Below are 24868 nucleotides of genomic sequence, written 5' to 3'. Positions count from 1 at the left end.
CGCCCCCGACTTCCCGAATTTCCCGTAAGCCGATTTCAGGCAGGAACCCCATGATGGACGCCTTCGAACTTCCCCGTACCCTGGTCCAGTCCCTTCAACGTCGTGCCGCGCAGACCCCGGACCAGGTGGCTCTGCGCTTCCTCGCCGAGTCCGCCGAGCACAGCGTCGTGCTCAGTTACCGTGACCTCGACCAGCGGGCCCGCACCATCGCCGCCGCCTTGCAGGCCAACGCCGAGCTGGGCGACCGCGCGGTGCTGTTGTTCCCCAGCGGCCCGGACTACGTCGCGGCGTTTTTTGGCTGCCTGTACGCCGGGGTGATCGCGGTGCCGGCCTATCCGCCGGAGTCCACCCGTCGCCATCACCAGGAACGCCTGCTGTCGATCATCAGCGATGCCGAGCCGCGCCTGTTGCTGACCATCGCCAGCCTCGCCGAGGGCTTGGCGCAGATCGAAAACGCACCGCCGGTGTTAAGCGTCGATAGCCTCGAAAATGCGGGCGACTGGATCGCCCCCGACCTGCAGCCCGACGACATCGCCTTCCTGCAATACACCTCCGGTTCCACCGCCTTGCCCAAGGGCGTGCAAGTCAGCCACGGCAACCTGGTGGCCAATGAAGTGCTGATCCGTCGCGGCTTTGGCATCGACCTCAACCCCGACGACGTGATCGTCAGCTGGCTGCCGCTGTACCACGACATGGGGTTGATCGGCGGCCTGCTGCAACCGATTTTCAGCGGCGTGCCGTGCGTGCTGATGTCGCCGGCGTACTTCCTGGGCCGGCCGCTGCGCTGGCTGGAAGCGATCAGCGAGTACGGCGGCACCATCAGCGGCGGCCCGGATTTCGCCTACCGCCTGTGCAGCGAGCGGGTCAGCGAATCGGCCCTCGAACGCCTGGACTTGAGCAAATGGCGCGTGGCCTATTCCGGTTCCGAACCGATCCGTCTCGATACTCTGGAGCGCTTCGCCGAGAAGTTCGCCGTGTGTGGTTTCACCGCAGACAACTTCTTCGCCTCCTACGGGTTGGCCGAGGCGACCTTGTTTGTCGCCGGCGGCAAACGTGGCCACGGCATCCCGGCGCTGCGCGTCGATGAGCAAGCGCTGGCGGCCAACCGCGCCGAACCCGGGCAGGGCAGCGCGATCATGAGTTGCGGCACCAGCCAGCCGGAGCACGCGGTGCTGATCGCCGATCCGCACACCCTCACAGAGCTGCCGGACAGCTGCGTCGGTGAACTCTGGGCCGCCGGCCCCAGCATCGCCCATGGCTACTGGCGCAACCCTGAAGCCACGGCCAAAACCTTTGTGCAACACGCTGGCCGCACCTGGCTGCGCACCGGTGACCTGGGCTTTATCCGCTTTGGCGAGGTGTACATCACCGGGCGCCTGAAAGACCTGCTGATCGTGCGCGGTCACAACCTGTACCCCCAGGACATCGAACAAACCATCGAGCGCGAAGTGGAGGTGGTGCGCAAGGGCCGTGTCGCTGCATTCGCGGTGAATGACGGCGGCCTGGAAGGCATCGGCGTCGCGGCGGAAATCAGCCGCAGCGTGCAAAAAATCCTCACGCCCGAAGCGCTGATCAAGGCGATCCGCCAAGCCGTCGCCGAGGCTTATCAAGAAGCGCCTTGCGTGGTGGTGTTGCTCAATCCCGGCGCACTGCCCAAGACCTCCAGCGGCAAGGTGCAGCGCGCGGCGTGCGGCCTGCGACATGCCGATGGCAGCCTCGACAGCTACGCGCAATTCCCCGACCTGCAAGCGCCCGCCAATGACGCGGCGCTGGAGTCCGCACTGCAAAACCAGATCGCCGCGATCTGGTGCGAACAGCTGAACCTGGCAACGGTGGCCGCCGACGATCACTTCTTCCTGCTCGGCGGCAACTCCATCACCGCCACCCAGGTGATTGCCCGCCTGCGTGAAACCCTCGGCCTGGAGCTGAACCTGCGCCTGCTGTTCGAAGCGCCGACATTGTCGACCTTTGCCGCCAGCGTTGCGCAATTGCAGCACGACGGTGGCGTCGCCCAAGGCGTCATCCAGCGCCTGTCGCGCCAGGAAGAGCTGCCCCAATCCCTGGCGCAAAATCGCCTGTGGATCACCTGGCAACTGGACCCCCACAGCAGCGCCTACACCATCCCCGGCGCCCTGCGCCTGCGTGGCGAGCTGGACGAAGACGCGGTGCGCCAAAGCTTCCAGCAACTGATCCAGCGCCACGAAGCCCTGCGCACGCGCTTCTACGAACGCGACGGCCAGGCCTTTCAACGGGTCGATAACAGCACCGCTTTCGACCTGCAAATCATCGACCTCAGCGACCTGCCCGCCGCCGAGCGCGAAGCCCGTGCACAGCAGATCCGCGAGGACGAAGCACGCACCCAGTTCGACCTGCAGAAAGGCCCGCTACTGTGGGTGACCCTGGTGCGCCTCGACGATGAAGATCACCAGTTGCTGGTGACCCTGCACCACATCATTGCCGATGGCTGGTCGCTGAACATCCTCATCGACGAGTTCTCCCGCCTGTACGCCGCCGCGTGCCAAGGCCAGGCATTGGAGCTGCCGCCACTGGCGCTGCAATACGCCGACTACGGCAGCTGGCAGCGTCAATGGCTGGCCGAAGGGGAAGGCCAGCGCCAATTGGCGTACTGGAAAACCCAGTTGGGTGAAGAGCATCCAACGCTCAGCCTGGCCACCGACCACCCGCGCACGTCGCAGCATATTCACAGCGCCTCGCGCCACAGCGTGCGCCTGGACGCGCGCCTCAGCGCCGCGATCCGCCAGGCCGCCCAGGCCAACGAAGCCACGCCGTTCATGCTGTTGCTCGCAGCGTTCCAGACCTTGCTCTACCGCTACAGCGGCCAGCGTGACATCCGCATCGGCGTGCCCAACGCCAACCGCCCGCGCCAGGAAACCCAGGGCCTGATCGGCTTCTTCATCAACACCCAGGTCTTGCGTGCCGAGCTGGATGGGAGGCTGGCGTTCAACCAGTTGCTGGCGGCCACCCGCGAGAGCACATTGGGCGCCCAGGCCCATCAGGACCTGCCGTTCGAACAACTGCTCGAAGCCTTCCCCCAGGCCCGCGAACAAGGCCTGTTCCAGGTCATGTTCAACCACCAGCAACGCGACCTCAGCGCCTTGCGCCGCCTGCCGGGGATGCTCGCCGACGAGCTGGCGTGGCACAGCCGCGAAGCCAAGTTCGACCTGCAATTGCACAGCGAAGAAGACCGCAACGGGCGCCTGAGCCTGTCGTTCGACTACGCCGACGAACTGTTTGACACCGCGACCATCGAGCGCCTGGCCGAACATTTCGTCAACCTGCTGCACGCTGTGTGCGAGCAACCGCAACAGGCCATCGGCGACCTGCCGCTGATGCAACAACAACCGCAGCCGTGGGGCGCAGCGCCGTGTGCGCCAGCCCAGCAATGGCTGCCCGATTTGCTCAACACCCAGGCCTCGGACAACACCGCGCTGGTCTGGCAGGACGGCAGCCTGAGCTTCGCCCAACTGCACACCCAGGCCAATCGCCTGGCCCACTACCTGCGCGACAAAGGCGTCGGCCCGGACGTGTGCGTGGCCATCGCCGCCGAGCGCTCGCCGCAACTGCTGATCGGCCTGCTCGCCATCATCAAGGCCGGCGGCGCCTACGTGCCGCTGGACCCGGATTACCCCGCCGAACGCCTGGCCTACATGCTCAACGACAGCGGCGTCGAACTGCTGCTGACCCAGACCTCACTGCTGGAGCAACTGCCCGCCGCCGAAGGCGTGTGCGTGATCGCCATGGACAGCCTGCACCTCGACAGTTGGCCCACCCAGCCACCAGGCCTGCACCTGCACGGTGACAACCTCGCCTACGTGATCTACACCTCCGGCTCCACCGGCCAGCCCAAGGGCGTGGGCAATACGCATGCGGCCTTGGCCGAGCGCTTGCAGTGGATGCAGGCCACCTACCAACTCAACGAAACAGATGTGCTGATGCAAAAGGCGCCGATCAGTTTCGACGTGTCGGTGTGGGAATGCTTCTGGCCGCTGATCACGGGCTGTCGCCTGGTGCTGGCCGGTCCTGGCGAGCATCGCGACCCGCACCGTATCGCGCAGTTGGTGCAGCAGCACGGCGTGACCACGCTGCACTTTGTGCCGCCGTTGTTGCAGCTGTTTATCGACGAACCGCTGGCGGCCGAATGCACCAGCCTGCGTCGCCTGTTTTCCGGTGGCGAAGCCTTGCCCGCCGAGTTGCGCAACCGCGTGTTGGCGCAGTTGCCCGCAGTGCAGTTGCACAACCGCTACGGCCCGACGGAAACCGCGATCAACGTCACTCACTGGCACTGCCGCGCGGAAGACGGCGAGCGTTCGCCGATTGGCCGGCCGCTGGGCAATGTGATCTGCCGCGTACTGGATGAACACCTCAACCTGCTGCCCCTCGGCGTGCCGGGTGAACTGTGCATCGGTGGCATCGGCCTGGCGCGGGGTTATCTGGGTCGTGCCGGTTTGACCGCCGAACGTTTTATCGCCGACCCGCTGGGCGCGGCCGGCGCACGTCTGTATCGCACCGGTGACCGTGTGCGCTGGAACGCCGATGGCGTGCTCGAATACCTCGGACGTCTCGACCAACAGGTCAAGCTGCGCGGCTTTCGCGTGGAGCCGGAAGAAATCGAAGCGCGCCTGCTCGCCCTCGATGGCATCGCCCAAGCCGTGGTGCTGGTGCGGGATGCGCAGTTGATCGGCTACTACACCGCCCACACCGATTTGAACGAAGAGGACGTGAAAAACGCCCTGGCCGCCGAGCTGCCGGAGTACATGGTACCCGCGCTGCTGATGCGCCTGGACGCTATGCCCCTGAGCCCCAGCGGTAAATTGGATCGCCGTGCGCTGCCGGAGCCGGTGTGGCAAACCCGCGAGCACATCGAACCTGAAACGCCGCTGCAACAGCAGATCGCAGCGATCTGGCGCGAAGTCCTCGGCCTGCCCCGCATCGGCCTGCGCGATGATTTCTTCGCCCTCGGCGGGCACTCGCTGCTGGCCACGCAAATCATCTCGCGCACTCGCCAGGCGTGCGACGTCGAGCTGCCGTTGCGCACCTTGTTCGAAGCCAGCGAGCTGGGCGCGTTTGCCGCGCAGGTCGGGCTGATCCAGGCGTCGGGCCAACGCAACCAACAGACCGCCATCGCCAAGGTCGACCGCAGCCAACCGGTGCCGCTGTCCTATTCCCAGCAGCGCATGTGGTTCCTCTGGCAGATGGAGCCGGACAGCCCGGCGTACAACGTCGGCGGCATGGCGCGCTTGCGTGGCGTGCTGGACGTGGGGCGATTCGAGGCGGCGTTGCAGGCCTTGATCATGCGTCACGAAACCCTGCGCACCACCTTCCCCAGTGTCGATGGCGTGGCGTACCAGAAGGTCGCGGCGCAAACCGGCCTGCGCATGGACTGGCAGGATTTCTCGGCGCTGGACGAAACCACGCGCCAACAACGCCTGCAACAGCTGGCCGACCATGAGGCCCACACCCCGTTCAACCTGGAAACCGGCCCGTTGCTGCGTGCCTGCGTGGTCAAGGCCGGCGAACGCGAGCACTACCTGGTGCTGACCCTGCACCACATCGTCACCGAAGGCTGGGCCATGGACATCTTTGCCCGTGAACTCAGCGCGCTCTACGAAGCCTTCATCGACGAGCGCGCCTCGCCACTCGCGCCGCTGGCGGTGCAATACCTCGACTACAGCGTGTGGCAGCGCCAGTGGCTGGAATCCGGCGAACGCCAGCGCCAACTGGACTACTGGACCGCGCAACTGGGTCACGAGCATCCGTTGCTGGAGCTGCCCGGCGACCGTCCACGCCCACCGGTGCAAAGCCACCGGGGCGAGTTGTACCGCTTCGACTTGAGCGATGACCTGGCCGCCCGCGTGCGTGCCTTCAACGCCGAGCGCGGCTTGACCCTGTTCATGACCATGACCGCGACCCTGGCCGTGTTGCTCTACCGCTACAGCGGCCAGACCGACCTGCGCATCGGCGCGCCGGTGGCCAACCGCATCCGCCCGGAAAGCGAAGGGCTGATCGGTGCGTTCCTCAACACCCAGGTGCTGCGCTGCCAGCTCAGTGGGCAGATGAATGTCGGCGAATTGTTCGAGCAGGTGCGCCACACCGTGATCGAAGGCCAGTCCCATCAGGACCTGCCGTTCGACCACTTGGTCGAAGCCCTGCAACCCCCGCGCAGTGCGGCGTATAACCCGCTGTTCCAGGTGATGTGCAACGTGCAGCGCTGGGAATTCCAGCAGAGCCGCGAACTGGCGGGCATGACCGTCGAGTACCTGGCCAACGATGCCCGTGCGACCAAGTTCGACCTCAACCTGGAAGTCACCGACCTCGACCATCGCCTGGGTTGCTGCCTGACCTACAGCACCGACTTGTTCGATGAGCCGCGTATTGCGCGCATGGCCGAGCATTGGCGCAACTTGCTGGAAGCACTGATCGCCGATCCGCAACAACGTCTCAGCGAACTGCCATTGCTCAGCTCCGCCGAGCAACGCGCGTTGCAGGACAGCCTGGGCGTAGAGCAGGGCGAGCACCGCCTTGACCAGTGCATCCATCAACTGTTCAGCCAACAGGCGCTGGCCCGTGGTGATGCGCCGGCGCTGACCTTTGCTGGCGTGACCCTCAGCTACCGCGAATTGAACGAGCGCGCCAACCGCCTGGCCTGGATGCTGCGCGAGCGTGGCGTCGGCCCGCAGGTACGCGTCGGCCTGGCGCTGCCGCGTTCCCTGGAGATGGTCATCGGCCTGCTGGCGATCCTCAAGGCGGGCGGCGCCTACGTGCCGCTGGACCCGGAATACCCGCTGGACCGCCTGCACTACATGATCGAAGACAGCGACATCGGCCTGCTGCTCAGCGATGCTTTGATGTTCGAAGCCCTCGGCGAGTTGCCGGCGACCGTGGCGTGCTGGTGCCTGGAAGATGACTTGCCAGTGCTCGGCAATTATCCGGTGGATGAGTTGCCGTTTATCAATCTGTCGCAGCATCAGGCATACCTGATCTACACCTCGGGTTCCACCGGCAAGCCGAAAGGCGTGGTGGTGGCCCATGGTGAAATCGCCATGCATTGCCAGGCCGTGATCGAACGCTTCGGCATGCGCCCGGACGATTGCGAACTGCACTTCTATTCGATCAATTTCGACGCCGCCACCGAGCGCCTGCTGGTGCCGCTGCTCAGCGGCGCGCAAGTGGTCTTGCGGGCGCAAGGGCAGTGGGACGCGGAAGAAATCTGCGCGCTGATTCGCCGTCATCGCATCAATATCCTCGGCTTCACGCCGAGCTACGGCAGCCAGTTGGCGCAGTGGCTGGCGACCCAGCAGCAGACCTTGCCGGTGCGCATGTGTATCACCGGCGGCGAGGCGCTGACCGGTGAGCATTTGCAGCGTATCCGTGCGGCGTTCCAGCCCGAGGTGTTCTTCAACGCCTACGGCCCAACCGAAACCGTGGTGATGCCGCTGGCCAGCCTTGCGCCCGAGCAACTGGAAGAGGGCGCTGGCAGCGTGCCGATCGGCAGCATTATTGGCGACCGCGTGGCGTACATTCTCGACGCCGACCTGGCCTTGGTGCCGCAAGGTGCGACCGGCGAGTTGTACGTCGGCGGTGCGGGTTTGGCGCAGGGCTATCACCAGCGTCCGGGGATGACGGCGGAGCGTTTTGTCGCCGATCCGTTTGCCCGTAATGGCGGGCGCCTGTATCGCACCGGTGACCTGGTGCGCCAACGTGCCGATGGCTTGGTGGAGTACCTGGGCCGGATCGACCATCAGGTGAAGATCCGTGGTTTCCGCATCGAACTGGGCGAGATCGAAACCCGTCTGTTGGAACACGAAGCCGTGCGCGAAGCGGTGGTGTTGGCGCTGGACTCGCCGAGCGGCAAACAGCTGGTGGCGTACCTGGTCAGCGATGCCGACCACGCTCCACTGCGTGATGCGCTGAAAGCTCACCTCAAGGCGCAACTGCCGGACTACATGGTGCCCGCGCACCTGATCGTGCTGGACAGCATGCCGCTGACCGCCAACGGCAAACTCGACCGCCGCGCCTTGCCGCAGCCAGACCCCGAAGCCAATCGCCAACACTACGTGGCGCCGCGCAATGAGCTGGAAAGTACCTTGGCGGCGATCTGGTGCGCGGTGTTGAACGTGCAGCAAGTCGGCCTCGACGATAATTTCTTTGAACTGGGCGGCGACTCGATCCTGTCGATCCAGGTGGTCAGCCGGGCGCGTCAGGCGGGGATTCATTTCAGCCCGCGCGACCTGTTCCAGCACCAGACCGTACAAAGCCTGGCCGCCGTGGCCACGCGCTCCGAGCAGGTCACGGCGGAGCAGGGCGTGTTGACCGGCAGTTCGGGCCTTACGCCGATCCAGCATTGGTTCTTCGACACCGAGATTGCCCCGCGTCAGCACTGGAACCAGGCGCTCCTGCTCAAGCCGCTGCAACTGCTTGATCCGCACCGCCTGGAGCAAGCGCTGCTGGCGGTACTGGAACACCACGACGCGCTGCGCCTGAGCTTCACCCAGCGCGATGCGCAGTGGCACGCCGAGCACTTGGCCGTGCCTCAAGGCGGCGTGCTGATGCAGGCGCAAGTGCGTGACATGCAAGATTGCACCGCGCTGTTCACCGATACCCAGCGCAGCCTCGACCTCGAACACGGGCCGCTATTGCGCGCCTTGCTGGTGGACGGTCCCGAGGGCCAGCAACGCCTGCTGATCGCGATCCATCACCTGGTGGTGGATGGCGTGTCGTGGCGCGTGTTGCTGGAAGATCTGCAGAACGTTTATCGCCAATTGAGCGACGGCCAGTCCGTCAGCCTGCCGGCCAAGACCAGCGCGTTGCGTGACTGGGCCGCGCGTTTGCAGGCGTATGCCGGCAGCGAATCCCTGCGTGAAGAACTCGGCGTGTGGCAGGCGCAGTTGGCCGGGCCTGCGCTCGCGTTGCCGGCGGACCGTCCACACGGCAGCCTGCGCAACCGCGATGCCGACACCGTCAGCGTGCGCCTGGATGCCGAGCACACGCGCCAGCTGCTGCAACAGGCGCCGAGCTCCTATCGCACCCAGGTCAACGACCTGCTGTTGACCGCCCTGGCCCGTGTGCTGTGCCGCTGGAGCGGGCAGCCTTCGACGCTGATCCAACTGGAAGGCCACGGCCGCGAAACCCTGTTCGATGACATCGACCTGACCCGCAGCGTCGGCTGGTTCACCAGCGCTTACCCGTTGCGCCTGACGCCGCAGTTGGAGCAGGGCGCTTCGATCAAGGCGATCAAGGAACAACTGCGCGGCGTGCCGCATAAAGGCCTGGGCTATGGCGTGTTGCGCTATCTTGCGGACGACCTGACCCAGCACACCCTGGCCGCACTGCCGAGCGCCGAGATCACCTTCAACTACCTCGGCCAGTTCGACCAGAGCTTTGGCAGCGAGGCGCTGTTCCATCCGCTGGACGAATCCGCCGGCCTCGCCCACGACCCGGACGCACCGCTGCCCAATGCGTTGAGCGTCGACAGCCAGGTGTATGGCGGTGAACTGGTGCTGCGCTGGACCTTCAGCCGCGAACGTCACGACCCGCAAACCATCCGCGAACTGGCCGAGGCGTACCTGGCCGAGCTGCAAAGCCTGATCGCCCATTGCCTCAAGGACGATGCCGGTGGCCTCACGCCGTCGGACTTCCCGCTGGCGCACCTGACCCAGCCGCAACTGGATGCGTTGCCGGTGCCGGCCAGCGTCATCGAAGACGTCTACCCGCTGACCCCGATGCAGGAAGGCCTGCTGCTGCACACCCTGCTGGAACCCGGCACCGGCCTCTACTACATGCAGGACCGCTACCGCATCAACAGCGCGTTGGCCCCCGAGCGTTTTGCCCAGGCCTGGCAGGCGGTGATCGCCCGTCACGAAGCCTTGCGTGCGTCGTTCTGCTGGAACGTGGGCGAAGACATGTTGCAGGTGATCCACAAACCGGGCAGCACGCCGATTGAATACCTGGACTGGAGCGCCGATGCCGAAGAAGAGCAGGAACCGCGCCTGCAAGCCTTGCTCAAGGCCGAGCGCGAAGCCGGTTTCGATCTGCTCAACCAGGCGCCGTTCCACCTGCGTTTGATCCGCGTCGGCGCCGAGCGCTACTGGTTCATGATGAGCAACCACCACATCCTCATCGATGCGTGGTGCCGTTCGCTGCTGATGAATGACTTCTTCGATATCTACATGGCCCTCGGCGAAGGCCGCGACGCGCAACTGGCCACGCCGCCGCGCTACCGCGACTACATTGCCTGGCTGCAACGCCAGAACCTGGACGAAGCGCGCCAGTGGTGGCAGCAGAACCTGCAAGGGTTTGAGCGCACCACGCCGATCCCGAGTGACCGCCCATTCATGCGCGACCACGCGGGCCACGGCGGCATGGTGGTGGGGGATTGCTACACCCGTCTCGATGCCCGCGACGGTGCGCAATTGCGCGAGCTAGCCCAGGCCCATCAACTCACCGTCAATACGTTTGCCCAAGCGGCATGGGCCTTGGTACTGCGGCGTTTGAGCGGCGACCGTGACGTGTTGTTTGGCGTCACCGTGGCCGGTCGCCCGGTGGAAATGCCCGAGATGCAACGCACTGTCGGCCTGTTTATCAACAGCATCGCGCTGCGGGTGAAGCTGCCCGAGGACGACCAGAAATGCAGCGTGCGCCAATGGCTGAGCGGCCTGCTCGACAGCAACATGCAACTGCGCGAGTACGAATACCTGCCGCTGGTGACGATCCAGGAACATAGCGAATTGCCCAAGGGCCAGCCGCTGTTCGACAGCCTGTTCGTGTTTGAAAACGCGCCGGTGGAAGTCTCGGTGCTGGACCGTGCGCAAAGCCTGAATGCCACTTCGGATTCCGGGCGCACCCACACCAACTTCCCGCTGACGGCGGTGTGTTACCCGGGCGATGACCTCGGTTTGCACCTGTCCTATGACCAGCGCTACTTCGACGAAACCACCGTGCAAGGCATGCTCGGCGAGTTCAAGCGCCTGCTGCTGGCGCTGGTGCAGGGCTTCCATGGCGACATGGCCGAGCTGCCGCTGATTGGCGCGCAGGAGCGTGAATTCCTCGTAGAGGGCTGCAATCAGAGCGCGCACGACTATCCGTTGGAGCGCAGCTATGTCGAGCTGTTTGAAGCTCAGGTCGCCGCGCATCCACAACGTATCGCCGCGAGTTGCCTGGACCAGCAGTGGACCTATGACGAACTGAACCGGCGCAGTAACGGCCTGGGCCACGCGTTGATCGAAGCGGGCGTGGGCCTGGATCAACCGGTGGCGTTGCTGGGCGAGCGTAACCTCGACCTGCTGGGCATGATCATCGGCAGCTTCAAGGCCGGTGCCGGTTACCTGCCGCTGGACCCTGGGCTGCCAAGCCAGCGTCTACACAGCATTATCGAGCTGAGTCGCACGCCGTTGCTGGTGTGCAGCGAGGCGTGCCGCGAGCAGGCCATCGCGTTGCTCGAAGGTTTCGACTGCCAGTTGCTGGTGTGGGAAGAAGTTCCGGCCCGTGGGGCGAATCCCGAGATCTACAGCGGCCCGGACAACCTCGCCTACGTGATCTACACCTCGGGCTCCACCGGCCTACCCAAGGGTGTGATGGTCGAACAGCGCGGCATGCTCAACAACCAGTTGAGCAAGGTGCCGTACCTGAATCTCAGCGACGCGGATGTGATCGCGCAGACCGCTTCGCAAAGCTTTGATATTTCCGTGTGGCAGTTCCTCGCCGCGCCGTTGTTTGGTGCGCGGGTGGATATCGTGCCGAACGCGCTGGCCCATGATCCGCAAGGGTTGCTTGAGCATGTCCAGGCGCAAGGCATTACGGTGCTGGAGAGCGTGCCGTCACTGATCCAGGGCATGTTGGCCCAGGACCGCATCGGCCTCGATGGCTTGCGCTGGATGCTGCCGACAGGCGAAGCCATGCCGCCGGAACTGGCGCACCAGTGGTTGCTGCGTTATCCCGAGATTGGCCTGGTGAACGCCTATGGCCCGGCGGAATGCTCCGATGACGTGGCGTTCTTCCGCGTCGATGCTGCATCGACCCGTGGCACTTACCTGCCGATTGGTACGCCGACTGACAACAACCGCTTGTACCTGCTCGATGGCGCACTGGAGCTGGTGCCGCAAGGCGCGGTCGGTGAATTGTGCGTGGCCGGTACGGGCGTCGGCCGTGGTTATGTCAGCGACCCGCTGCGCACCGCGCCGGTGTTTGTGCCGAACCCGTTTGGCACAGCGGGCGAGCGTCTCTATCGCACCGGCGACCTTGCACGTCGACGCAGTGATGGGGTGTTGGAATACGTCGGGCGTATCGACCATCAGGTGAAGATTCGTGGCTACCGCATCGAACTCGGGGAAATCGAAGCGCGCCTGCATGAGCAACCGGAAGTGCGCGACGGCGCGGTGGGCGTGCAGGAAGGCGTCAACGGCAAGCATCTGGTCGGCTATCTGGTCGCTGCCGATGAAACGCTGAATCCGAGCGAACGCCTGGACCGCATCAAGGAGCGCCTGCGCGCCGAATTGCCGGAATACATGGTGCCGCTGCACTGGCTGTGGCTCGACCGGTTGCCGCTGAACGCCAACGGCAAACTCGACCGCAAGGCGTTGCCTTCGCTCGAGATCGGCCAGCTCCAGAGCCAGGATTACCTGGCGCCACGCAACGAACTGGAAACCACCCTGGCTGCGATCTGGGCCGAGGTGTTGAAGGTTGAGCGGGTCGGCGTGCAGGACAACTTCTTCGAACTGGGCGGGCACTCGTTGCTGGCCACGCAGATTGCCTCGCGGGTGCAGAAAACCTTGCAGCGCGATGTGCCGTTGCGGGCGATGTTCGAGTGCAGCACGGTGGCGGAGTTGGCTGAGTACATTGATGGGCTGGCCGTCAATGAAATCAGTGCGGAGAAGGTGGATCGGTTGAGTGATTTGATGGCGGAGTTGGAGGGGATGTGAGGGGACCGTTGGTAAGAACTGTCAGATCTGACAGTAGGCAAAGCTTCTGATCCAAGCCTTAGATAACCGAAGTCTCTGGCCAGCATGGCCAGCCTCGACGGTTATCTAACGCTGGATAGGAGTCTTATCGTGGCTAAAAAACCAATCCATAAAAAAACGTTATCTTCCCAACCTGACAAAACTGCACCTCGGCCACCGAAAAAGCCCAAGGCGCAATTCCCTGTTCCTATCGTCAAGTTCGCAGCCAATAACAGCGTGCTCTACCCCATGGATGCGATCGATGGGACTGAGGCCAAGCTGACGCAACCTACGGGGGCGACGGACTGCACATTTTTCATCGCTATCAAGGATCAGGCCGAGCCTGCATTCGAACCCATCTTTGTGGATAACGGCGATGATGTCGTACCGATTTCTCCGCAGTTACTCAGCCTGATGATCGGGCACACGGTGCTGATGTGGTACACGGCTATTGTGGGGGGCAAAGAGGAAGATTCCCTGGTGCTGGAGCTGGAAGTTCAGTTTTTGAGGGAGGAGGATCTGGTTGGATCGAGGCCTGTGTATGAGCACTCCAAGAATGAGTGGAACACTTGGTGGCTGAGGATGCATAGTTTCACGGGTGATGAAACCGTCAAAGTCGAGGCCTGGCCCTTAATCTTTCCGGGGCAACGGTTGTTTGTCACGGTCGCCGGTAACCAGCACATTCCGCCGTATCGCTTCATCTGGGTTGCACTGGATCATGTGGTACAGCCCCATGAGGCGCGTGCGGGTTATGTCTTCAGGTTTCCTCTTTCACGCCCATGGATGTCCAGGCTGGATGACTATTCGGCGCTGACGGCCCACTTGGGTGTCATTTGGGATGGAACCAGGCCTGTATTTCCTGATCCAGGCGACCCTCTTCTTGAAAACCCACTGCCTATCAACGCCCAGGATTTCCACTTGCGTACCACCACGCTGCTGCAGGTGGACCCGCACCAGGACTTGCCTCCTCCGCATCTGCGCCAGTCTGTGGACTACAACGGTGGGTGGCACCTTAATCCCGAACTCACTAAAGACGGGGGCGATGTCGATGTTCCCGGCCTGGATACCTACGCGGGCGATCGTGTCTGTTTTTTTGTGGACGGGCCGGGATTCGCGAAGAAACCGCTAGGTTGCGTAGCCATTGAACACGACGGGGATCCGGCGTCGGTCAAACTATCGGCCTGTATCGTTGCCTGTTTATTCAATAAGTCGATGACGCTGACCTACACCCTTGCATTCAACGAAAGTGAACAGTCATCCCCTGCACAGGACGTCAGCGTATCGGTGCCCCGGTTCGTTCATCCAACTATTGAAGAAGCAACTAACGGTAAAGTGGACCTCAGCACATTCACAGGGGGCGCACTGGCCACAGTGCCCGTTTGGGCCTACGCCGAGTGTTCGAATCTTTGTTGGATGTGGATCACGGGAAAGGACGGGGACGGCAGTGCATACCGGTTCGACATTTTATGGGATGAACCTGTGCCGGACGATTGGAAGGCTGAAGGTGTGGAGGCGCCTATTCCAAGGGCTGAACTGCAAAAACTGGCCGATTGCAGCGAGTTCGAGCTGCATTTTGCAGTGAGCTTTTGTGAGGTGATCGGGCTGGAGAACGCTCACGAGTTTCCTGCTCAGGCTTTCAAGGTCGAGCAGGAACCGCTGGACCTTCTCAAGCCTTCGGTGACCGAAGCAGTGGACGATGACCTGACCGTCTGGAATGGACGCGACGGTGTGCATGTCGAGGTTGATTACGTCGGAAAACATCCGGACCATAGCATCTCTGTGTGCTGGTCCAAGCCAGACGGCAGTTGCTTGTTGTTGCCTGCCCAACCTGGCAGTGACTCGATCTTCTTCGTGCCACGGGAAGCAGTCATCGAAAGTATGGGCAAAACCATTAAGATCACTTATACCGTGACCAGCGCGTGCAAGGTGCAGATCTCACCACCTCTGAATCTGAAAGTCAGTGTCGCTGTACGCTTGCCAACACCTGCTGTGAAGCAGGCTACTCCTTACGCCATCCAGGGCGGCATCCTCGACCTGCGTACCTTTGCGGGTGATGCCGATGTTGTCGTAAACAAATGGTGGTTTCTTTTGTTGGCTCAGCATGGCTGGTTGGAATGCAGAGGGACTGACGAGAACGGCTTGCCCTATACCATCAAAGTAGCGACCGGCCACGCGATTACTGCGCCAGAAGTAAATGCAGGTTTGGATATGAAGCTCCTGCGTACGGAGCTGGAGAAACTGCGTAACAAAACCGCTTTGGTGGTTTCTTACGAGGGGACTCCTGATGTGGCCGGTGTCAGGAGCAATGCAATCCAGTTTCCTGTGCTAAATCTGGAGTTTCGCAAGGCTTTTTACCATCACACTGACTTCGAACCAGCCGGGAAAGGTTGGAACGGCTGGCAAAAAGGGGCGGGTGCTACGGACCCGAGGGATCTGGTTGAAAAAGCAGGTCCAGTGCCTGGAAAATCTATCGGGATTTTCTTGTTTAACTGGGGTTACGCCAACACAACCGATCCAGCCACGCAGAGTGTGCAACTGTTTCAGACATTCACTGGGCTGGAGGTGGGGCGTCAGTACAAGTTCAGTGCTTGGGTGCGTGATAACAGTGGGGCGGGCAATAAACCACGGTTGGTGCTTACGGCCTATGGGGTGGATATTTCGCCAGTAACGTTGCCGGGTAGGGCTTGGGAATTTATCCAAGGCGTGTTCACAGCAGCGTCAAGTTCGGCGTTGCTCACGTTTGAAAACCGTCAGATGGGGATAGCAGGTAATGACTTTGATGTGACTCAGATGACGGTGGAGGAACTTTGATCAGCAATGGCCACTTGTAGCCAGTGCAGGGCCTCCGAGCGTTGGAGGCCTTGTATTTCGCCTTTGGAATAACTTATTTCGGCCCCATGATCTTGCCTAGTTTCTCCGGTGAAGGCGCCCCCTGCTGTTGCTGTAACCCACCCTTGTCATCCAGATAGAAAATCGCCGGCGTCGCCGACAGCTCCAGCTCATCCATCAACTTCATATTCCCATCGAGCTTGGCTTCGATATTCGCGGGAATCTTCGCCAGCGCCTGTAACTTGCTGCCCTTGCCGGCGGCGCTCAGGCACAGGGCTATGTCGCGGTTCTGGTGCAGCAGATGTGAATTTATCTCTGCCGCAGCCGCCGGGACTTTCGGTCTGAACTGTCAGTTCTCACAGTAGGCAATCATGCTTCCTCAGGAGTAAATAACCATTCGGTACACCGGTGTGCGCCGGTATCTATCCTTGGATGGGAGCGTTGGTCATGGCAAAACCTAAAACACCCAAAAAAAACGTGAGCTCGGTACCTCAGTCGAAACCGAAAGGCGATGCGCCGATCATTGCGCCAGTCAATAATTTGCCACTGCCGCAGGTGCTCCACTCCACGGCCAACAGCACGTTGCCGCCAATGAGTTCGACGGCCGGCACAGCTGTCATCATTACCGCAGCGGCCGCCAGCGGCGCGCAAATCAACGTGTTCTGGGCGATCAAAGGCCAGGAGGCCAATCCGGTATTCACGACGAAAGCCCAAGGCAATGGCAGTGCGGGTGTCGAGGTACCGATTCCGGCCTGGGTGGTGGGTTACTGCATCGCCAAGACGCTAACGATTTGGTATCAAGTCGGGAATGACAGTTCGCTGAGGCTGGAGTTGACGGTCGAAGTTATTGACCCCAATGATATGCTAAAGCCGGTTTTTACCGATCTTGTGTTCTTCCAGGGGTCCTGGTGGCTGGACATGGCCAAGTTTCCTGGCAATGCCGGTGTTGAACTATGTGCCTGGCCGTTCATTGCAGCCGGGCAGCGATTGTGGGTCGAGGCGGTGGGTAACGAACACCTGTCGCCACGGCGTTTTTACTGGATTCTTGAAAACCATGTGGTGGCTGAAGAAGAGGCACAGCAAGGTTTCTGCTTCCTGTTGGAAATTCTGCGCGAGTGGTTGGCTGAGAACCAAGACTGGTCGTCAGTGACGGTGCATGCAGGTGTCACGTATGACGGCGCCCACGGTACGCCGCCTGAAGATCCTGCCATTTCCCATATCCCGGCGAATGCTCATGAAATACCCCGTGCCACAGCGAACCTGCGGCTGGGAGAGCCGGAGCTCAACTTGTTGCCGCCCAAGCTGCGCGAAGCGGTCTATGTGGAGGGACAAGGCTACGTTCTCAATCCGGCTTTGACCGTCGACGGGGGCCATATCGAGGTGACGTATGACCGTATGAAGCCTGGTGATCATGTGTGTGTGAGATTCGAAGGAACACCGGGCCAGGGGTCGCCGGTGCTGGTCTGTCAGGACGTGCAGGACGGTGAGACCAAGCTTGTGTTCCCCGTACCGGCGTCGGCGTTCAGTGCCAACTTTGGCAGGGCGGTTGTTCTTTCTTACACGGTCCTGCGCGACCACTTGTGGCCCTCGCAGAAATTGACCGTTCAAGTCCTTGAGCTTGTCGGCTTGAGCGGGATTGACGTCGAGGAAAAAACTGATGGAAAGTTGTGCCTCAACAACTTTTCGGGCCCTGCCAATGCAACTGTCGCCCAGTGGGATTACATCGCGCCAGGACAGATCTGCTGGATGTGGATCGTCGGCAAGTCTGAGGACGGTACTGCCATTTACCGGGACATCCTGGTGGCCGAGCCCCTCAAGCCTGAGTGGGTCACCGACGGTGTCAGCACCGAGTTGGCCCGCGCCGAGTTGGAAAAGCTGGCGGACTGCGAGGTCTTCGACATTCATTTTGCGGTGAATTTCCAAGGTTTGGCAGACAAGGCTGAAGCCATCGCGTTCCGGCCGTTGCAGCTGCAAATGATCCAGGCTGAATTGGTGCTGTTGGCACCCAGCGTGCGCGAGGCAATCGGCAATCATCTGACGGTATGGAATGGCCGGAATGGCGTGACGGTGCGGGTGGAATATGACCGCATGAGCCCTCATCACACCATCACGCTGTGCTGGGAGCAGGCGGGAGTGTGTCTGGCGCTGGGGTCTAAGCCGGGGAATATCACGCCGGGCTACGTGGACTTCCTGATCCCGCGTGAGGCGGTGATTCACGGTATCGGTAAAACGGTGCCGATCCGCTTCAGTGTTTCCAGCCGGTGCAAGCAGCAGACTTCGCCGGACTTGGAGCTGGAGATCAGTGTGCCAGTGCGTTTGCCAACGCCCGCAGTGACAGAGGCTACGCCATACGCCACTCAAGGCGGGATCTTGGACCTGCGTACCTTTGTCGGTGATGCTCGTATCACAGTGGAAAAATGGTGGTTCATGCTGTTGGGGCAGATCGGTTGGCTCAAATGCATAGGCACCGCCGACGCGAGTGGATCCCCTCACACCATCAATGTGGCGATTGCCGAACCGATCACCGCAAGTGATCTTTCCGATGGCCTGGAAAAACTACTCCCGCGTGCAGAGCTGGAGAAGTTGCGTAACGAAACGTCTTTGGTTATCGAGTACAAGGTGACGCCTGATGTCGGCGGTGTTTTGACTAGGGCGATAGCGTTCCCTGCGTTGAATCTGCAGTTCCGTAAACCGTTCTACCATCACACTGACTTCGATCCAGCCGGGAAAGGTTGGAACGGCTGGCAAAAAGGGCCGGGTGCTGTCGACTCCAGAGATCTGAGGCTTAAAACGGGGGCGGTGCCAGGAGCGCCGTCCGGGACCTATGTAGAGGACTGGGGGTACACCAATACTCAAGATCCTGTCACCCAGCGTGTGAAGCTATACCAAGACTTCAATCAGCTGGAGATCGGGCGCATTTACAAGTTTAGCGCCTGGATACGCGATTCTTACGCTCCGGGAACTGGCAGAAAGGCTCTATTGGTACTTGTCGCCCAAGGGGTAGATATTTCTCCGATAACAGCACCTGGTAGGCCTTGGGAGCTAATCCAGGGTACTTTCTTGGTCACTTCTTCCACTACAAGGCTTTCACTTGATAATCTTCAGATGGGAAGAGATCCAATCAATGACTTTGATACAACTCAAATAACTGTCGAAGAAATTTGATCAAGGGTTGAAAAAAGGCCTCCGGATACTGGGGGCCTTAATCCCAGCTGTTCGTTTATTATTTTGGCCCAAGTATCTTCACCAGCTTCTCCGGCGACGGCGCCCCCTGCTGTTGCTGCAACCCACCCTTGTCATCCAGATAAAAAATCGCCGGCGTCGCCGACAGTTCCAGCTCATCCATCAACTTCATATTCCCATCGAGTTTGGCCTCGATATTCGCCGGGATCTTTGCCAGCGCCTGCAACTTGCTGCCCTTGCCGGCGGCTTCGTGTTCTTCCAGGGCCTTTTGCGGGTCTTTGGCGGCAAACAATGCGGCGGATTTGGCCGCGCTGTCTTCGCGGATGATGCCGACCATGATGTGGCGCAACTGCACCTTGCCGGCCTTGACCCACGGGCGCGCCTGTTCCCAGAACATGTTGCAGTACGGGCAGTTGGGGTCGCTGAACAGGTAGACGATACGCGGTGCGTTGACGTCGCCGTCCTGGATCCAGCTGCTTTTTTCCATCTTGGCCCAGACTTCCTTGGCCATCGGCGCGTACACCAGTTTTTCCAGGGGCGCGTTGCTCAGGTCGTTGCCTTGGGCGTCGTACAGGTTGCCGGCCAGCACGTTCTTGCCGTCGGCGGTCAGGTACAGGGCCATGCCGCGGTTCTGGTATTGCGCGGCGTAGCCGGTGAGGCCGCTGGGGGCGTCGAACTTGCCGAGGATCTTGGCGCCCTTGGCTTCGATCTGTTTGATCGGCGCGGGCCAGTCTTCGGCCTGGGCCAGGGTGGCCGCCAGCGTCAGGGGCAGCAGGGTCAGCAGGTGGCGGAGGCTTGGCATGTGGGTTTCCTTGTCGGGGCGGTGTCGAAGGCTTCGAGCGAACGGGCGAGGCTGGCCTGGGACAGTTCGCCCAGGTGGCTGTGGATCAGGCGTCCGTCGGCCTGGTAGAACAACGTGGTCGGCAGGGCCATGGAGCCCACGGCCTGCCCGAGGCGGCCACTGGCGTCGAACAGCATGTTGTCGAGGGTCAGGCCCTGGGTGGCGAGAAAGGTGCTGACGCTCTGCATGCTTTCGGCTTGGTTGACGAACAGGAAGGTCACGTCGGGGCGTTGGCGCTGGGCGCGTTCCAGCACCGGCATTTCCCGGCGGCACGGTGGGCACCAGGTGGCCCACAGGTTGATCACCAGTGGGCCGCCTTTGTAGTCGGCCAGTTGCACGGTTTCTCCGTTGGCATTGCGCAAGGCAATCTCCGGCAATTGTGCGCCTTTGTCGTACAGGCTCAGGGACAGGCTGGTCAGGCCCCAGAACAGCAGGCCGGTGACCACCCCGGCGCCCAGCGGCTTGCGCAGGGGCGGGCGGCGCCAGCCGTAGGCCAGGGCGCCGAGGATCAAGGCGATGATGCCGGGCCAGGCGAGGAAGCCGCCGTCGCGCACGTCTACCATTTGCAGCCAGTCGTGGCTGTAGTCGCTCCAGTACAGCAGCACAAAGCTGACCCGCGCCACCAGCATGCCCAGCAGGAACAGGCTGAACAGCACCGATTCCGGGTTTTCACCGCCACGCTTGGCCACGCGCCAACCCACCAGGGTGGCGAGAATCAGCGCGCTGATCAGCAGAATGTGATTCAGGGCGATGGCAAAGGTGCCGATGGTCAAGGTCAACATCAGAGGGCGTCTCGGGTTTGCGTCCAGCGTTGCAGGAAGGCGGCGGCATCCACTTCGCCGGTGATGCGTTGGGCGCGGCGTTCTTCACCGTCGGGGCCGATCCACACAAAGCTCGGCGGGCCGGGCACTTTGTAGCGGCCCAGCAGCTCGCGGCTGGCGGCGTTGTCGGCGGTGACGTCCAGGCGCAGCAGGCGCACGTCCTTGAGGGCGTCCATCACGGCGGGTTTGCCGAACACCTGTTTTTCCATGATCTTGCAGGACACGCACCAGTCGGCGTAGTAGTCCACCAGCACCCACTGGCCCTGGGCCTTGGCGCTGTCGAGCTGGCTTTGCAGCACGGCTGGGTCGCTGATGGTCATGAAGGCATCGTGGGCGCTGGGCGCAGCTGCCACCGGCGCGCCGCCATACACCTTCAGCGGCTGCCACAGGTCATCGCTGCCACCGGCTGCGCCCACCACCAGCACGGCGCCCCACAGGCCCAAGACCAGGGAGCCGGCGCCAAACACCTTGGCGGCCAGGCCGTATTCGCGGGCCAGGGTCCAGCCGCAGTAGGCCATGACCAGCGCCAGTGCGCCCCACAGGCCGAGCCACAGGCTGGCATCGACCACCGGGCGGATCATCAACACGGCGCTGCCGAGGAACAGGAAGCCGAAGATGCCCTTGACCAGGTTCATCCAACTGCCGGACTTGGGCAGCACGCCGTTGCCCAGGGTGACGAGCAGCAGCAGCGGCACACCAATGCCGATGCCAAGGGTGAACAGCGCGAGGCCGCCGAACACCACGTCGCCGGTCTGACCGATATACAACAGCAGGCCCGCCAGGGGGGCCGTCATGCAGGGGCCCACCACCAGGGCGGAGAGGGCGCCGAGGATGCCGGCCCCGACCATGCTGCCGCCGCTTTGCTGGCGGCTGAGGTTGTCCAGGCGATCACGCAGGAAGGCCGGCAGTTGCAGCTCGAAGAAGCCGAACATGGGCAGCGCCAGCAACACAAACAGCGTCGCGATGGAACCGAGCACCCAGGGTTGCTGCAACCACGCTTGCAAGTTGGCGCCGAGCAGGGCCGCGACCACACCCAGTGCGGCATACACCAGGGCCATGCACACCACGTAGCTGCCGGCGAGGGCAAAGCCGCGTCGCGGGCTGGCCCCACTGCCCACCACCAGGCCAGCGAGAATCGGCAACATGGGCAACGAGCAGGGCATAAATGCCAGGCCCAGGCCGAGTGCAAAAATTGCCAGCAAGCTCCAGAACAGATTCCGTTCACTGAGGAATCGGGCGATTTTCTGGTCGTCGGCCGTACCGCCAGCCACTGCTGGCTTGGCTGCCCCGCCGAGGTCCACGGTCATCGACTGCGGCGGGTAGCACAGGCCGGCATCGGCACAGCCCTGCCAGCCCAGCTTGACCTGGCCGGTGACGCCGGCGGGAATTTTCACCTCCAGGCCCTGGCGATACACTTGCTGTTCGCCGAAGAACTCGTCGCTATGGGCTTCACCCTGGGGCAGCACGGGTTTTTCGGCCAAACCGTCGAACTTCATGCGTTGCTGGTACAGGTAGTAACCGTCGGCAATCTGCCAATACAGTTGGGTCTCGCCGCTTTCCAGGCGCTCGGAGGTAAAGGTGAAGGCCTTGGCCACCGGGAGGAAGTCGGGTTTTGTCTCAAACGGATTGCCCGGCGCGGCCTGGGCGAACCCCGCGAACAACACCAGCAGAAAGATAAACAGATGCCGCATGGTCAAGCCTTAGTTCGATGCAAGTGAGGCACACAATGTGTGGCGTTGATTAACCGATGATTAACCGGCGCTATTCTAGAGTGTAGGGAATCGCTGAGCATGGATCTTTTAGCGGCATAATCTGCACTTAATCGGCTGCATTTTTAATCACGCCATCTTTCATGAAGGGTTCAGCATGCACGTACTGGTCTGCGAAGACGACGATCTGATCGCCAGCGGCATCGTGGCCGGCCTCACCGCCCAGGGTTTTACCGTGGAGCGCGTTGGCACGGCGGCGGCTGCACGGGCCATGCTCAAGGCGGCGACGTTTGACATCATGGTGCTTGATCTTGGCTTGCCGGACGAAGATGGCCTCAAGCTGCTGCAACAACAGCGTAGCCAGGGCTTGGAAATCCCTGTGCTGATCCTCACCGCACGGGATTCCGTGACCAACCGTGTCGACGGCCTGCAAGCCGGCGCCGACGACTACCTGCTCAAGCCTTTCGACCTGCGCGAACTGGCCGCGCGCCTGCAAACCCTGCTGCGGCGCATGGCCGGACGCAGCGTCAACCTGATCGAGCATGGCCGCTTGGCCTACGACCCAAGCAGCCGCGAGACCTTTCTGGGCGGCGAACCGGTGGACCTGTCCCGCCGCGAGCAGGCGTTGTTGCAAGCGCTGCTGCACAACAAGGGCCGCGTGCTGTCCAGCGAGCAGCTCAAGGACAGCGTCTATGGCTTCAATGACGAATTGGAAAGCAACGCGCTGAACGTGCATATCCACCACCTGCGCCGCAAGTTGGGCAACGGCATCGTAGAGACCGTGCGCGGCCTCGGCTACCGCCTGGGGCCAGCGGACGGTGGAGAGGACGCGTCGTGAAAAGCCTGCGCCTGCGCCTGACGTTCAAGCTGGGCGCCGCCTTTGTGTTGATCTGGGCCCTGGCGGCGGCCTGGATGCTCAACGATCTGCGCAACCAGATGATGTTCTCCCTCGACCAGCGCCTGGTGGCCTCGGCGCGTATGGTTGCCGGGCTGATGGAAGAGATGCCGGGCCTGGCCAGTTCCAGTGTGGGCAAGCATTTCGGCGCCAAGCCACTGAATGTGCCGGGCGGCATGGCCTGCCAGGTCAGTTCGTTGCGCGGCGAAGTCCTGGCCCGCAGCCACACGACCCCGGACGAGGGCCTGGAATCCATGCGCAGTGGCTTTCGTGACCAGGTCATCGATGGCGCGGCGTGGCGCAGTTTCACCTTGTCCCGTGGCGACTTGTTGATCACCACCGCTGACCGCCAGGTGGAGCGCGAGGCGTTGAACCTGTCGATCCTGCTCGCCGCTTCGGTGCCGGTGGGCGTGGCGATGCTCGGTTGCCTGTGCCTGTTGTGGCTGGGTATCGGCCAGAGCCTGGTGCCGCTCAACCGCATGCGAGACGCGCTGATGCGGCGCAGTGCTGATTCCCTGGAGCCGTTGCAGATCCACCCGTTGCCCAGCGAACTCAAACCGTTGCTCGACACCCAGAACCAACTGTTGCAGCGCATCGCCAAGACCATCGAACGCGAGCGCCGCCTCACCGGCGACGCGGCCCATGAACTGCGCAGCCCGCTGACGGCGATCAAGACCCACCTGCAAGTGGCGCGCATGACCGACGGCGCGGCGCGCGACCAGTCCCTGGCCCATGCCGAGGAGGGCGCCGACCGCCTGCACCGTACCCTGGAGCAACTGCTGTTGCTGGCGCGCGTGGAAGGCAGCCTGTCCTTCGATGATGGTTTGCAATCCAGCGCCGAGCAAGTCGCGCGGCTGGCCATCCAGGACGCCAACGCCGGCGACAACAGGCGCATCGACCTGACCCTGGCGGACAACCTCGTCGACACCCCGGTGGAAATGCCGGTGGGCCTGGCGGTCGCGGCGCTGCGCAACTTGCTGGACAACGCCTTGCGCCACACGCCCGCTGATACACGGGTGGAACTGAACGTGTCCGCCGACGCCGAGCATGTGGTGTTCCGCGTGCGTGACCATGGCAAGCAGATCTCCGGCGAAGACCTGCAATACCTTACCCAGCGTTTCTGGCGCAATGGCAACAGCGAAGGCTGTGGCCTGGGCCTGGCGATTGTGCAGGCGATTGTGCAGCGCTGCTCTTGCTCGTTGAAGTTCGACAGCCAGGCCGATGGCCTGCGGGTTGAGTTGGGCATGCCGTTGCGGCGCTGAGCCTTTTCTTTCAAGCCCCACATAGTTACCGCCCACCTGGAATTCAACCCTTCAGGATGGCGGTAATTTTTTTGCGCTTGAACGGGCTGAATGAGTCGGCCTGGACTGAAAAGGACAGCTTTTATGTTGGTGATCGATACCAGTTTTCCCTCCAAGGATTTCAATGAACGCAACGGCGAGGCCGTGCGCCAACTGATCCTGCATTACACCGCCGCACCCTTTGGTTCATCCCTGCGCACCCTGACGAGCGACGGCGTCAGCGCGCACTATCTATTGCCCGACCCGGATGAATCCAGCTACCGAGCCGCCGGTTATGAGGAACTGCGCGTATTCCGCCTGGTGAACGAAGAGCAGCGCGCCTGGCATGCCGGGGTC

9 protein-coding genes and 1 pseudogene are annotated in these 24868 nt (G+C 62.3%); 6 read left to right on the top strand and 4 right to left on the bottom strand.

Annotation, left to right across the window (positions count from 1 at the left end):
• Positions 1-50 precede the first annotated feature (50 nt).
• Both J1G37_RS25010 and J1G37_RS25005 read left to right on the top strand, forming a co-directional pair.
• Positions 51-12935: a non-ribosomal peptide synthetase gene (locus J1G37_RS25010; RefSeq protein ID WP_207046047.1), complete on the top strand. Its 12885-nt coding sequence runs from the start codon at positions 51-53 to the stop codon at positions 12933-12935.
• Positions 12936-13064: 129 nt separating this feature from the next.
• Complete coding sequence (locus J1G37_RS25005) at positions 13065-15764, top strand: hypothetical protein (protein WP_207046046.1); 2700 nt, start codon at positions 13065-13067, stop codon at positions 15762-15764.
• 73 nt (positions 15765-15837) lie between these two features.
• Here the strand turns inward: J1G37_RS25005 and J1G37_RS25000 are convergent.
• A pseudogene (locus J1G37_RS25000) lies at positions 15838-16044 on the bottom strand (thiol:disulfide interchange protein DsbG); the annotation flags it as partial.
• 185 nt (positions 16045-16229) lie between these two features.
• Here J1G37_RS25000 and J1G37_RS24995 point away from each other — a divergent pair.
• A complete protein-coding gene (locus J1G37_RS24995; protein WP_207046044.1) occupies positions 16230-18947 on the top strand; it encodes a hypothetical protein in 2718 nt (905 codons plus the stop codon).
• Positions 18948-19005: 58 nt separating this feature from the next.
• Here J1G37_RS24995 and dsbG read toward each other — a convergent pair whose 3' ends face one another.
• Genes dsbG through dsbD form a run of 3 tightly spaced genes read right to left on the bottom strand, consistent with a single transcriptional unit; the run spans position 19006 to position 22318 of the window.
• A complete protein-coding gene (gene dsbG / locus J1G37_RS24990) occupies positions 19006-19767 on the bottom strand; it encodes a thiol:disulfide interchange protein DsbG (RefSeq protein WP_207046042.1) in 762 nt (253 codons plus the stop codon).
• Positions 19743-20588, bottom strand: a complete 846-nt coding sequence (locus J1G37_RS24985) for a TlpA disulfide reductase family protein (RefSeq protein ID WP_207046040.1) — start codon at positions 20586-20588, stop codon at positions 19743-19745. The genes dsbG and J1G37_RS24985 overlap by 25 nt, the downstream gene beginning before the upstream one ends.
• Positions 20588-22318 carry a protein-disulfide reductase DsbD gene (gene dsbD / locus J1G37_RS24980; RefSeq protein WP_207046038.1) on the bottom strand — a complete coding sequence of 577 codons (1731 nt, stop codon included), beginning with the start codon at positions 22316-22318 and terminating at the stop codon, positions 20588-20590. The genes J1G37_RS24985 and dsbD overlap by 1 nt, the downstream gene beginning before the upstream one ends.
• A 175-nt stretch (positions 22319-22493) precedes the next feature.
• Between dsbD and J1G37_RS24975 the strand changes: the two genes are divergently transcribed.
• The 3 genes from J1G37_RS24975 to J1G37_RS24965 all read left to right on the top strand — a co-directional run.
• Positions 22494-23174, top strand: a complete 681-nt coding sequence (locus tag J1G37_RS24975; protein WP_124526470.1) for a response regulator — start codon at positions 22494-22496, stop codon at positions 23172-23174.
• Complete coding sequence (locus J1G37_RS24970; protein WP_207046036.1) at positions 23171-24493, top strand: ATP-binding protein; 1323 nt, start codon at positions 23171-23173, stop codon at positions 24491-24493. Before J1G37_RS24975 ends, J1G37_RS24970 begins: the two co-directional genes overlap by 4 nt.
• 123 nt (positions 24494-24616) lie before the next feature.
• Positions 24617-24868 (top strand): N-acetylmuramoyl-L-alanine amidase (locus tag J1G37_RS24965; protein WP_207046034.1); only part of this gene is annotated, 252 nt, incomplete at its 3' end.

This window comes from Pseudomonas sp. Marseille-Q1929, from assembly GCF_017316265.1.
GTDB lineage: Bacteria > Pseudomonadota > Gammaproteobacteria > Pseudomonadales > Pseudomonadaceae > Aquipseudomonas.
The sequence above is the reverse complement of the archived record's forward strand: the minus strand, read 5'-3'. Positions and strand labels throughout refer to the sequence as shown.

Bases quoted from the DNA above. Each gene is read 5' to 3' on its own strand.
- J1G37_RS25010 (WP_207046047.1), top strand. From the start codon at position 51: ATGATGGACGCCTTCGAACTTCCCCGTACCCTGGTCCAGTCCCTTCAA.
- J1G37_RS24995 (WP_207046044.1), top strand. From the start codon at position 16,230: ATGGCAAAACCTAAAACACCCAAAAAAAACGTGAGCTCGGTACCTCAG.
- dsbG (WP_207046042.1), bottom strand. From the start codon at position 19,767: ATGCCAAGCCTCCGCCACCTGCTGACCCTGCTGCCCCTGACGCTGGCG.
- J1G37_RS24985 (WP_207046040.1), bottom strand. From the start codon at position 20,588: ATGTTGACCTTGACCATCGGCACCTTTGCCATCGCCCTGAATCACATT.
- dsbD (WP_207046038.1), bottom strand. From the start codon at position 22,318: ATGCGGCATCTGTTTATCTTTCTGCTGGTGTTGTTCGCGGGGTTCGCC.
- J1G37_RS24975 (WP_124526470.1), top strand. From the start codon at position 22,494: ATGCACGTACTGGTCTGCGAAGACGACGATCTGATCGCCAGCGGCATC.